This window comes from Helicobacter pylori (genome assembly GCF_021062735.1).
Taxonomy (GTDB): Bacteria; Campylobacterota; Campylobacteria; order Campylobacterales; family Helicobacteraceae; genus Helicobacter; species Helicobacter pylori_DN.
On sequence record NZ_JAHXLB010000001.1, the window covers coordinates 102,631 to 115,276 of the forward strand.

The following is a 12,646-nucleotide window of genomic DNA, read 5'->3' on the forward strand; positions in this document are numbered from 1 at the left end:
GAATGAAAGGAGTTTGAATGAAAAGAATCGTTTTAGTAGCGATAGCCTTACTGATGAGCGCTTGCGCGAGCTATAAGATCACGCCTGAACATGTTACATCCTATAATAATGGGATTCAAGTGATGACTTCCACGCAAGCCAAATCTAAAGTCCAGCTAGAAATCGCTCAAAGCAAATTGAAAGGCTTGAGCGAATCCCCTTTAGTGCTGTATGTAGCGGCGCAAGTTTTAGAGGGAAATCCTGTGGCGTTTGGCCGTAAAGCCATTTCAGTGTCTATCAACCAAACGAATTTACCGGTCTTAAGCCTAAGACAGGTGATGAAATCCAGTTTTGATTTTGAGGGCATTTTACAAAGTTTTAATATTGCCGTGCCGACCACCCCTATTGACAATGTCAATATGATCACCCCGCCTATGTTTTATTACGGGCAAGGGGGATTTTTAGCTTATGACATGATGTATGGGGGAATGGGCTTGTATGGGCCAGGCTTTGGCATGATGATGGTGGATGATGTAGAAGAGCAAGAAATCATGCAAGAAAGCCGCCAAGCTTTAAAGATCCTAGCGATCAATTACCTTAAGAAAAACACCCTTAATGTTGAAAATAAGGCTAAGGGAGGGTTTGTGGTAGTGGATACCAAAAACCTTAAAACCCCGGGCGTGGTGGTGGTTAAAGTCTTTTTAGAAGATGAAATCCACACCTTTAAGATTGATATTTCTAAGATGTGATTATCCCCTTTAAAGCCTTTAGGTCAATCCACCTAAAGGTTTTTTCTTAATTTGGTTAAAAACCATTAAACCTTACTCCATTGTTTAGATTTTATCCCACTAGCACGAAAAACTCTGTCCTTTAGGGTGCAAGATGCAAGCGTATAGCTGTTAGGCTATATTCAAGTTAAAAGAGGTTAAAATCCCCCTAGTCTTTTATAGGGTAGGAAATGTCCATGCAGACTATAAAGAGCCTTTCATGTTAGCATTCAATGTTTAGTTAGGGAAGCTCCTTTCTTTAGAAAGGGTCGTTCTCACGGCAAAAGGGGAGAAAAGCGGGGAGAAAAGCCCAACAATTAAACCCCCTTTAAACCCCCTTTTTTTGCGTTTATTTTTGAGAAGCTAAAAAATCCTGGATATTTTCTTTGGTTTTTTCTACTAAGGTTTTCAAGCTGTCGCTATACGCCCATGCGATATGGGGGGTTAAAAGCAACTTGTTTTGGATTTTTGGGTTCAAAAACGCATGATCTTTTTCAAAAGGCTCTTTCACAAACACATCGCTCCCGTAATACAAATCTTTGGTTTCTAAAATTCCAGCCAGATCCTTTTCATTCACAATGCCCCCACGCCCCACATTGATTAAAATCGCCCCATCTTTTAGGCTTTGCAATTCCTTTAGAGCGATTAAATCGCGCGTGTTTTCATTTAAGGGGGCATGAATGCTGATAATATCGCTTGTTGTGAGCAGATCTTTTAAACTCAAACGCTCATACTCTTCTTTTTTCTCTTTAGGGGAATAATACACCACCTTTGCCCCGAAAGCTTGCGCGAGATTAGCGACTCTTTTACCGATTGTGCCTAAACCAATAACCCCCCATTGACTCCCTTTAATAAGCCCCATTTTAATGTCGCTAATGTGCGTAAAAATATCGCTTTGACTATACTCCCCGCTTTTGCAATAACGATCGTAATCGTTGATCCTCCCTAGCAAAGACAACGCGCACGCTAAAGTGTGCTGGGCTACGGATTCTGTAGAATAAGCGCTCACATTTTTGACTTCTATGCCTAAAGCTTTTGCACTTTTTATATCCACATTATCCGTGCCTGTAGCGGTGATGCAAATGAGTTTGAGTTTAGGCAATTGGCTTAAAACTTCTTGAGTGATAACGACTTTATTCAGCACTACTATCTCAGCCTCTTTGCAGCGCTCAACCACTTGATTAGGCGAAGTGATCTCATAAAAATCAAAATCCGCCACTTCTTTTAAAACTTCTAGCGCTTTTAACCCCACGCTTTTAGCGTCTAAGACCACGCCTTTTTTGAATGTTTCCATCTCTTTACTCCTAGATTTAATTTTAAAGTTATATAATTAAACCACAAAATCCTTTTTTAAAAGAAACTAAGCATGCCAAAAACCAAGAAAAACACCCTCCCTTGTAGCCTTTCTATCAAAATGTCTTATTTCATGCGCTTTCTCATTAAATGGCGCACCCGCTCTTTAAGCCATAAAATGATGACTCTGATTCAAATCTTAAGCATTCTGGCTTTAGCGAGCAAGGCCAGTGAAGATTTAGAAGAGCAACTCAAAAAAATCAAAGATTACATTTATAGAACCATAAACGCTAAAATCGCCTCTGATGTGTATAACCGAGTGCTTATTTTAGTGAATGAGTATTGCGCTAATGAAGAGTTGTTTGATAAAGAGAGCGTTAAAATTTCGGATTTACTCATTCAAGACATCCAGCTTTACGCTTTAGTGGATGAAATGCTTAAAGAAGATAAATACCAAGTCCAGCACACCATTTTAAAGGGCATCATCAAGCGCAAATACGATGAAGCCTACTCGCTCAATAGCGAAGACAGGATTCTTTTAGAATACCAAGAACGCTTGCTAGAACCCTCATACGCATCTTTTTCAAATAAAAAATTCAAATGATTTGAAAGCGTTACTTGCCCCACTTTTTAGGCTTTTATTGAAAAAGGGCTTTAAAATGAGCTAAAATTAGCATTTCATTTGACAAATAAAGGGATTGAATGGCTTTTAAGGTGGTGCAAATTTGTGGGGGGCTTGGGAATCAAATGTTTCAATACGCTTTTGCTAAAAGTTTGCAAAAACACCTTAATACGCCTGTGCTATTAGATATTACTTTTTTTGATTGGAGTAATAGGAAAATGCAATTAGAACTTTTCCCTATTGATTTGCCCTATGCGAGCACGAAAGAAATCGCTATAGCTAAAATGCAACACCTCCCCAAGCTAGTAAGAGACGCGCTCAAATGCATGGGGTTTGATAGGGTGAGTCAAGAAATCGTTTTTGAATACGAGCCTAAATTATTAAAGCCAAGCCGCTTGACTTATTTTTATGGTTACTTCCAAGATCCACGATATTTTGATGCTATATCCCCTTTAATCAAGCAAACCTTCACTCTACCCCCCCCTCCCGAAAATAATAAGAATAATAATAAAAAAGAGGAAGAATATCAGCGCAAGCTCTCTTTGATTTTAGCCGCTAAAAACAGCGTGTTTGTGCATATAAGAAGAGGGGATTATGTGGGGATTGGCTGTCAGCTTGGTATTGATTATCAAAAAAAGGCACTTGAGTATATGGCCAAGCGCGTGCCAAACATGGAGCTTTTTGTGTTTTGCGAAGATCTAAAATTCACGCAAAACCTTGATCTGGGCTACCCTTTTATGGACATGACCACTAGGGATAAAGAAGAAGAGGCGTATTGGGATATGCTGCTCATGCAATCTTGCAAGCATGGCATTATCGCTAATAGCACTTATAGCTGGTGGGCGGCTTATTTGATAAACAATCCAGAAAAAATCATTATTGGCCCTAAACACTGGCTTTTTGGGCATGAAAATATCCTTTGTAAGGAATGGGTGAAAATAGAATCCCATTTTGAGATGAAATCCCAAAAGTATAACGCTTAAAACGGCTTAAAAAAGGAGCTTTACTAGTGGTTTAAATCTTTAATTTTAGATCGGATTTCTTTATAGCGAGCGTCTAATTCTGATTTTCTGTTCATGGATATTTTGATAAATCCGCTTTCTTTTTCTATGCCGATAAATTCCCTTTTCAAAAGATTAGCCGCAATGCCTGTGGTGGAGCTCCCACTAAAAGGATCGCCAATGAGGGAATTTTTACCGCTCGCCATTAAAAGCAAGCGCACCAATAAAGCGAGAGGTTTTTGAGTGGGGTGCTTGCCATTAGCTTTTTCCCAAGGAGCGATCGCTGGGAAGCTCCACACATCGCGCATTTGCTTGTCGTTATTGATCTTTTTTAAAATTTCATAGTTAAAAACATGCTTATGTTTGCGGCTTTTTCTCGCCCAAATGATTTGCTCAGCTGAATGCGTCAAATAACGGCAGCTAAAATTGGGTGGGGGGTTGGTTTTTTGCCAGGTGATGAGGTTTAAAATCTTAAAATCCAATTTTTGTAAAATACGCCCCAAAGAAAAAAGATTGTGGTAAGTCCCGCTGATTAAAAGGCTTCCTGTGTTTTTTAAAGCCTTTTTGGCGTTGTTTATCCACTGGTAATTAAACGCATCAATATCATTAACGCTCTCTTCTTTATCCCAATCGCCTTTATTGACGCTCACGATTTTACCGCTCTGTATGCTTAAGCCGTCATTAGAAAGGAAATAAGGCGGATCAGCAAAAATCAAATCAAACTGATTTTCAAATTGGGGCAAAATCTCATTACAATCCCCTTGATAAAGGGTGAAAAGCTGGTCTGTGCTTTTAAAAATGGGGCGTGCGATTTCATTAGAATGCACGATTACCATTTTTTATTCTGCTTTAATGTTTTTATCTTTAATGCCTTTATCTTCAATGTGTTTTTCAATGTGTTTTTGCATTGCTTCATCATCAAGCACTTCATCAAAAAACTCCCCCATATCCACTGCCGTATCAAGTCCTTTTTCAATTTGCTTGTTAATGTTTGCCATAAAAGGCTTAAAATCCTTCGGACTTTGATCTATAAGCATGTTAAGTGTGGGTATATCAATCTCCCTTTCTTTAGCTGGCAACAAGATTTTGGAGTTTGAAATCTCAGATTCTAGCTTGATAACCCCTATACCAAAGCTTTGGCTGAGCCGCCTTAATTCGTCTAAAACATTCTCTTTAATATTTTTTACTACCAAATACCCCTCATTAGCCCAAGTAGAATTGCTCACTGCTTGGAAATAGCTTTCTTTCAGATTGGGAAAACTAAGCTCTTTTTTAAGCTCAAAGGAAAAAAGCTTGTGTCTTTTTTGACCGGTATGGTGTAAAAATTTCAAAGTTTCTTCTTTATATCCATTGTAGGGAAAATATTTATTATAGGGAAAATACACGCCCACGATGTCAGGATAATTCCACTCACACTTGCCTTTTTCGTCTCTTTTACATTCTTCATGGCGGATGGTTTTGCATAGAAGCTTGAAATTTGGATCTTCGCTGAGGAATTTCACAAGCAGTGGGTGTAAAACCCTTTCATGAAAAGAGTTTTTTTTGTTTTTTGGCTGTGCCTGAACACTCGCTCTGTTCATCATATCTTCGGCGTTTGAGGTTTCTTGTGGTGGAAATTCTCTTTCACGAGATTTGAGCCAATAGAAAAAGGCTCCTCCCTCTTTGCGTGCAACATAGAATTGCTTCTTATCGTTAGAAATATCGTGCTCACCAAGCTGACTTCCAAGTGTGGCAGTAGGTGTTTTTCCTATGCTTGAGAGTTCTTTATCCAATCCCATTTCACAAGCTTTCTCAAAAATTTCTTTAACGCTCAAAGGTCTCTCTGCTTGTTCTAAAACTTTTTTACCTAATTCTATGTAAGTCATGTTCTTTCTTTTTTGTGATTATGATCAGAAACGATTATACTCAAAATGTTTGAAAATACCGCAGTGGATTGATAGGGTTTAGGCTGGGTGTCTCTCTTCACCCAACCTAAAATTTGTATTTGTAAAATCTGTAAAAGGAGTGTCGTAAAAGGAATGCTTAGAAACTATGGTGTCTCGTTAATACATTCTAAACAAAAAGTTTTTAAAGGCAAAAAGGCTGGCGGACAGGGAGGGATTCGAACCCTCGGTAACCTTGACGGCTACGCATCCTTAGCAGGGATGTGGTTTCAGCCAACTCACCCACCTGTCCTCATTCACAAAGTAGAATTATAGTAAAAATAAGTTAAAATAAACCTTAAACTTTAATGGTTTCTAAACAAAACTAAGGGCTTTTATATTACAATCTCAAACTATGGATTAATAAAATTTAAAGGACAACACCATGCAATACGCACTATTATTTCCAGGGCAAGGCTCGCAATGTATAGGAATGGGAAAATCATTCTATGAAAGCCACGCCCTAGCTAAAGAATTGTTTGAAAGGGCTTCTAACGCGCTTAAAGTGGATATGAAAAAAACGCTTTTTGAAGAAAACGAGCTTTTAAAAGAGAGCGCTTACACCCAGCCTGCCATTTATTTGGTGAGCTATATCGCCTACCAATTGCTCAACAAGCAAGTGAATGGGGGGTTAAAACCCGTTTTTGCTTTAGGGCATTCGCTCGGCGAAGTGAGCGCGGTTTCTTTGAGCGGGGCGTTAGATTTTGAAAAAGCCCTTAAACTCACACACCAAAGAGGCAAAATGATGCAAGAAGCGTGCCTGAATAAAGACGCTTCTATGATGGTCGTTTTGGGCGTTTCTGAAGAGAGCCTTTTGAGTTTGTGTCAAAGAACCAAAAATGTGTGGTGCGCGAATTTTAATGGTGGCATGCAAGTGGTTTTAGCCGGGATTAAAGACGATTTGAAAGCCCTAGAGCCGACTTTAAAGGAAATGGGGGCTAAAAGAGTGGTTTTTTTAGAAATGAGCGTGGCGAGCCATTGCCCTTTTTTAGAGCCTATGATTTTTAAATTCCAGGAATTGCTAGAAAAAAGCCTAAAAGATAAATTCCATTTTGAAATCATCTCCAACGCGACTAACGAAGCGTATCACAACAAAGTAAAAGCCGTTGAATTATTGAGCTTGCAACTCACTCAGCCGGTGCGTTATCAAGACTGCGTGAAATCCAACAATGACCGAGTGGATGTCTTTTTTGAATTAGGCTGTGGGAGTGTGTTAAAAGGGCTTAACAAGCGATTGAGCAACAAACCCACCATAAGCGTGGGGGATAATAAAGGGCTTGATGAAGCCATTGAATTTTTAGAAGAATACGTGTGATGGGGAGAAAATGGTGCAAAAAATTGGCATTTTAGGGGCGATGAGAGAAGAAATAACCCCTATACTAGAATTGTTTGGCGTGGGTTTTGAAGAGATTCCTTTAGGGGGGAATGTTTTCCATAAAGGCGCTTATCATAACAAGGAAATCATTGTCGCTTATAGTAAGATTGGCAAGGTGCATTCCACTTTAACCACAACGAGCATGATTTTAGCGTTTGGCGTTCAAAAGGTGCTTTTTAGCGGGGTGGCTGGAAGCTTAGTTAAAGATTTAAAAATCAATGATTTGTTAGTGGCTACTCAATTAGTCCAGCATGATGTGGATTTGAGTGCGTTTGATCACCCTTTAGGGTTTATCCCAGAAAGCGCGATTTTTATTGAAACGAGCGGAAGTTTAAACGCTTTGGCCAAAAAAGTCGCTAATGAGCAACATATCGCGCTCAAAGAAGGCGTCATCGCATCAGGCGATCAGTTTGTCCATAGCAAAGAAAGGAAAGAGTTTTTAGTTAGCGAGTTTAAAGCGAGCGCGGTGGAAATGGAGGGGGCGAGCGTGGCGTTTGTGTGCCAAAAATTTGGCGTGCCATGCTGTGTGTTAAGGAGTATTAGCGATAACGCTGATGAGGAAGCTAACATGAGCTTTGATGCGTTTTTAGAAAAAAGCGCTCAAACTTCAGCGAAATTCTTAAAAAGCATGGTGGATAAGCTTTAGGACTTGTTTTTACCAAACGCAAACCATTAAAACCCTATTTTTAAAGAATGGGGGTTTTTAAATTTTATTTTAAACTCATTTTATAATTAGAATTTAAGCTATTTTTTAGTAAAATAACAAAGGATTAGGTGTATCTTATCTTATGGATCTAGCTTTTGATTGAAAGCATGGGTTCTTATTTTATGGAGTGTCCAATGAAAAAGAAAGCTAACGAAGAAAAAGCCCCAAAAAGAGCTAAACAGGAAGCCAAAGCAGAAGCCACACAAGAAGTCGCACAAGAAAATAAAACTAAGGAAAACAATAAAGCCAAAGAGAGCAAAATTAAAGAAAATAAAACTAAAGAAAGCAAAATCAAAGAAGCTAAAGCGAAAGAACCTATTCCTGTTAAAAAGCTTAGTTTTAATGAAGCGTTAGAAGAATTGTTCGCTAATTCCTTAAGCGATTGCGTTTCTTATGAGTCTATCATTCAAATCAGTGCAAAAGTCCCCACTCTAGCCCGAATCAAAAAAATCAAAGAGTTGTGCCAAAAATACCAAAAGAAATTGGTCAGCTCTTCAGAATACGCTAAAAAACTCAATGCGATTGACAAGATTAAAAAAACTGAAGAAAAGCAAAAAGTTTTGGATGAAGAATTAGAAGATGGCTATGACTTTTTGAAAGAAAAGGATTTTTTAGAGTGGAGCAGGAGCGATAGCCCGGTGCGCATGTATTTGCGCGAAATGGGGGATATAAAACTTTTAAGCAAAGATGAAGAGATTGAATTGAGCAAGCAAATCCGCTTGGGCGAAGACATTATTTTAGACGCGATTTGCTCGGTGCCGTATTTGATTGATTTTATCTATGCGTATAAAGACGCTTTAATCAATCGTGAAAGAAGAGTTAAAGAGCTTTTTAGGAGCTTTGATGATGACGATGAAAATAGCGTGAGCGATCCTAAAAAAGATGATGACAGCGAAGAATATGAAGAAAACGAAGAAAGGAAAAAAGTCGTTTCTGAAAAAGACAAGAAGCGTGTAGAAAAGGTTCAAGAAAGCTTTAAAGCTCTAGATAAGGCTAAAAAAGAATGGCTCAAAGCCCTTGAAGCCCCTGTAGATGAAAAAGAAGATGAGCTAGTGCGTTTATTGACCCTAGCTTACAAACGCCAAACGCTCAAAGACAGACTCTATGACTTAGAGCCTACCAGCAAACTGATTAATGAATTAGTCAAAACGATGGAAACCACTTTAAAAAGCGGCGATGGGTTTGAAAAAGAGTTGAAACGCTTGGAATACAAACTGCCCTTATTCAATGACACCCTCATCGCTAACCATAAAAAAATCCTTGCTAACATCACTAACATGACTAAAGAGGACATTATCGCTCAAGTGCCAGAAGCGACTATGGTGAGCGTGTATATGGATCTTAAAAAGCTTTTTTTGACTAAAGAAGCGAGCGAAGAAGGTTTTGATTTAGACCCTAACAAGCTAAAAGAAATTTTAGAGCAAATCAAAAGAGGGAAATTGATTTCCGATCGCGCTAAAAACAAAATGGCTAAATCCAATTTAAGGTTGGTGGTGAGCATCGCTAAACGATTCACAAGCAGAGGCTTGCCATTCTTGGATTTGATTCAAGAGGGTAATATTGGCTTAATGAAAGCGGTGGATAAGTTTGAGCATGAAAAGGGCTTCAAGTTTTCTACCTATGCGACCTGGTGGATCAAACAAGCTATCAGCAGAGCCATAGCCGATCAGGCCCGCACTATCCGCATCCCCATTCACATGATTGATACCATCAATCGCATCAATAAAGTCATGCGCAAACACATTCAAGAAAACGGCAAAGAGCCTGATTTGGAAGTGGTGGCTGAAGAAGTGGGGCTTTCGTTAGATAAAGTGAAGAATGTGATTAAGGTTACCAAAGAGCCTATCAGTTTGGAAACCCCAGTCGGCAATGATGATGACGGCAAATTTGGGGATTTCGTGGAAGATAAGAATATCGTTAGCTCCATTGATCACATCATGCGAGAAGATTTGAAAGCCCAAATTGAAAGCGTTTTGGATCAGTTGAATGAGCGAGAAAAAGCGGTGATCCGCATGCGTTTTGGGCTTTTAGACGATGAAAGCGATCGAACTTTAGAAGAAATCGGTAAGGAATTGAATGTTACTAGAGAAAGGGTGCGCCAGATTGAAAGCTCTGCGATCAAAAAATTGAGAAGCCCGCAATACGGGCGCATTTTGAGAAACTATTTGCGCATTTGATGTTAAGGTTCTCTAAAGCATGCGTTATTTTCTTGTAGTTTTCTTGTTTTTGTTTGTGGGTTGCATGAAAAAGGATTTCACGCTCAAAGATTTATCCTTGCCCCAAGAGGCTTCAAGCTATCTTGCAAGCTCTCAAAATGGCAGTCATAATAACCAAAGCATTGACCCCCAAGCGTTAAGAGAAAATCTAAAAGAGAGCTATCTCAAAGCATGGTATTCCCCATGGCTAGACATGAAAGTCAAAAGCAATAAAAAAGAAGTGTTTTGGATCCTTAAAGAGATGAATAAATCCACCGGTTATGGCGAAGATCTAAAACCCAACGCAAAAGCTTTCAATGACAAGCTTATTAAAAGCATGGATATTGAGCATTACCCGAGCGCTAAGATTAAGGCTGTTGTGGTGCGAGATAGCGATGTTAGGGCTGTGCCTACTAACAAACCTTTTTATCTTTCTCCAAAAGGCTATCCTTTTGACAGGTATCAAAATTCGCTGATTTTTCAAGGCACGCCGGTTTTAATCACGCATTTTAATGTAGATAAAACTTATGCCCACATTCAAAGCAGTTTTGTTTATGGCTGGATCAAAGTTAGCGATTTAGCCTACATGCGCGATAAAGACATAGAGCTTTTAACCCATCTTAAAAATTATGTCATGCCTATAAAAGATAAAATCCCCCTTTATACAGACTATGGGGGTTTTTACACCAACGCCAGAGTGGGCGAATTGTTCGCTCTCATCCCCCAAAGTCAAAATGCATCTCAAAAACCCCAAAAAAAGGAATTGAAAGCCTATGGTTTTTTGAGGGACGCTAAGGGCTATGCAACTTTACAAAGCGTGATCTTAGATGAAAAGGATTTTTTTGTTTTCCCTAAGGCTTTTAACAGCGAGAACATGGCGTATTTTATAGACACCATGCTAGGACAAAAATACGGCTGGGGTGGACTATTAGGTAATAGGGATTGCTCGGCTTTCACCAGAGATAGTTTCGCTAATTTTGGTATTTTGCTCCCCAGAAATTCCTACGCGCAAAGCCGTTACGCGAACAATTATGTGGATTTAAGCTCTATGAAAGCCAAAGAAAAAGAAGACTACATCCTTAAAAACGCCACGCCTTTTGGAACGCTCATCTATTTAAAAGGGCATATCATGCTCTATTTAGGTGCACACAACCATCAAGCGATAGTCGCTCACAGCATTTGGTCGGTGCAAACCCAAAAGCATTTTAAAACCTTGAGCCATAAAATAGGAGGCGTGGTGATCACTTCCTTATGGTTAGCAGAAGAACATAATGGGGCGTTTTCTAAAAAGAAATTATTGATTGATAGGGTGCTTGGAATGAGCGATTTGAAAGATTTTGCCAATAAAACTTCAAGCCCTTTGAAGGCGAATTGATTTTCTTATACTATGATTACGATTTATCAATTTAAAACATTTGGAGAAAGACAATGAGTATGGAATTTGATGCTGTGATTATTGGAGGCGGGGTTTCAGGGTGCGCGACCTTTTATACTTTGAGCGAATACAGCTCTTTAAAACGCGTGGCTATCGTGGAAAAATGCTCTAAATTAGCTCAAATCAGCTCTAGCGCTAAGGCTAATTCGCAAACCATTCATGATGGCTCTATTGAAACGAATTACACTCCTGAAAAAGCTAAAAAAGTGCGTTTGAGCGCTTATAAGACCAGGCAATACGCGCTCAATAAAGGCTTGCAAAATGAAGTGATTTTTGAAACCCAGAAAATGGCTATAGGCGTGGGCGATGAAGAATGCGAGTTCATGAAAAAACGCTATGAATCCTTTAAAGAAATCTTTGTGGGGTTAGAGGAATTTGACAAGCAAAAGATTAAAGAATTAGAGCCTAATGTGATTTTAGGGGCTAATGGCATAGACAGGCATGAAAACATTATCGGGCATGGGTATAGAAAGGATTGGAGCACCATGAATTTTGCGAAGTTGAGTGAAAACTTCGTTGAAGAAGCTTTAAAATTAAGGCCTAACAACCAGGTGTTTTTGAATTTCAAAGTGAAAAAGATTGAAAAACGCAACGACACTTACGCACTCATTTCAGAAGACGCTGAAGAAGTGTATGCTAAATTCGTGCTAGTTAATGCCGGCTCTTACGCTTTGCCTTTGGCTCAGAGCATGGGCTATGGCTTGGATTTAGGGTGCTTGCCTGTGGCGGGCAGCTTTTATTTTGTGCCGGATTTATTAAGGGGTAAGGTTTATACCGTTCAAAACCCCAAACTCCCTTTTGCAGCCGTGCATGGCGACCCTGATGCTGTCATTAAAGGAAAAACACGAATCGGGCCTACCGCTTTAACGATGCCTAAATTAGAGCGCAACAAATGTTGGCTTAAGGGCATTAGCTTGGAATTGTTAAAAATGGATTTGAATAAAGATGTGTTTAAAATCGCATTTGATTTGATGAGCGATAAAGAAATCCGTAATTATGTGTTTAAAAACATGGTTTTTGAATTGCCCATTATCGGTAAAAGGAAATTTTTAAAAGACGCTCAAAAAATCATCCCCTCTCTTAGCCTAGAAGATTTAGAATACGCTCATGGTTTTGGCGAAGTGCGCCCGCAAGTTTTAGACAGAACCAAGCGAAAGCTGGAATTAGGCGAAAAAAAGATTTGCACCCATAAAGGCATCACTTTCAACATGACCCCCTCTCCAGGTGCGACAAGTTGCTTGCAAAACGCCCTTGTGGATTCCCAAGAAATCGCTGCGTATTTGGGCGAGAGCTTTGAATTAGAACGCTTTTATAAAGATTTATCCCCAGAAGAATTGGAAAATTAAAAACG

10 protein-coding genes, 1 tRNA gene and 1 pseudogene are annotated in these 12,646 nt (G+C 39.3%); 8 read left to right on the top strand and 4 right to left on the bottom strand.

Going from position 1 to position 12,646, the window contains the following annotated elements; genetic code table 11:
- Positions 1–17: 17 nt before the first annotated feature.
- Complete coding sequence (locus tag KX581_RS00505; RefSeq protein ID WP_231175301.1) at positions 18–728, top strand: hypothetical protein; 711 nt, start codon at positions 18–20, stop codon at positions 726–728.
- 367 nt (positions 729–1,095) lie between these two features.
- Here the strand turns inward: KX581_RS00505 and KX581_RS00510 are convergent, their stop codons facing one another.
- Entirely contained in the window at positions 1,096–2,040 is a 945-nt protein-coding gene (locus KX581_RS00510; protein ID WP_231175302.1) for a D-2-hydroxyacid dehydrogenase, read from the bottom strand.
- Positions 2,041–2,112: 72 nt separating this feature from the next.
- Here KX581_RS00510 and KX581_RS00515 point away from each other — a divergent pair, with 72 nt between their 5' ends.
- A complete protein-coding gene (locus KX581_RS00515) occupies positions 2,113–2,643 on the top strand; it encodes a hypothetical protein (protein ID WP_231175303.1) in 531 nt (176 codons plus the stop codon).
- A 98-nt stretch (positions 2,644–2,741) separates the two neighbouring features.
- Entirely contained in the window at positions 2,742–3,644 is a 903-nt protein-coding gene (locus KX581_RS00520; protein WP_331273809.1) for an alpha-1,2-fucosyltransferase, read from the top strand.
- A 23-nt stretch (positions 3,645–3,667) separates the two neighbouring features.
- Here the strand turns inward: KX581_RS00520 and KX581_RS00525 are convergent, their stop codons facing one another.
- The 3 genes and pseudogenes from KX581_RS00525 to KX581_RS00535 form a co-directional block, all read right to left on the bottom strand.
- Positions 3,668–4,498 (bottom strand): DNA-methyltransferase, encoded by an 831-nt coding sequence (locus KX581_RS00525; protein WP_231175304.1) that lies wholly within the window; start codon positions 4,496–4,498, stop codon positions 3,668–3,670.
- Between the two features lie 3 nt (positions 4,499–4,501).
- A pseudogene (locus tag KX581_RS00530) lies at positions 4,502–5,527 on the bottom strand (HTH domain-containing protein).
- 218 nt (positions 5,528–5,745) lie between these two features.
- A tRNA-Ser gene (locus KX581_RS00535) sits at positions 5,746–5,837 on the bottom strand.
- Positions 5,838–5,969: 132 nt separating this feature from the next.
- Here KX581_RS00535 and fabD point away from each other — a divergent pair.
- The 5 genes from fabD (at position 5,970) to KX581_RS00560 (ending at position 12,641) form a co-directional block, all read left to right on the top strand.
- Positions 5,970–6,899, top strand: a complete 930-nt coding sequence (gene fabD / locus KX581_RS00540) for an ACP S-malonyltransferase (protein ID WP_231175306.1) — start codon at positions 5,970–5,972, stop codon at positions 6,897–6,899.
- Positions 6,900–6,909: 10 nt separating this feature from the next.
- Positions 6,910–7,605, top strand: coding sequence for a 5'-methylthioadenosine/adenosylhomocysteine nucleosidase (locus tag KX581_RS00545; protein ID WP_180503519.1), 696 nt, complete (start codon positions 6,910–6,912; stop codon positions 7,603–7,605).
- 167 nt (positions 7,606–7,772) lie between these two features.
- A complete protein-coding gene (rpoD, locus tag KX581_RS00550; RefSeq protein ID WP_231175365.1) occupies positions 7,773–9,842 on the top strand; it encodes an RNA polymerase sigma factor RpoD in 2,070 nt (689 codons plus the stop codon).
- 19 nt (positions 9,843–9,861) lie between these two features.
- Positions 9,862–11,235: an SH3 domain-containing C40 family peptidase gene (locus tag KX581_RS00555; protein ID WP_231175307.1), complete on the top strand. Its 1,374-nt coding sequence runs from the start codon at positions 9,862–9,864 to the stop codon at positions 11,233–11,235.
- 53 nt (positions 11,236–11,288) lie between these two features.
- Positions 11,289–12,641 carry an FAD-dependent oxidoreductase gene (locus tag KX581_RS00560; protein ID WP_078246410.1) on the top strand — a complete coding sequence of 451 codons (1,353 nt, stop codon included), beginning with the start codon at positions 11,289–11,291 and terminating at the stop codon, positions 12,639–12,641.
- Positions 12,642–12,646: the final 5 nt, after the last annotated feature.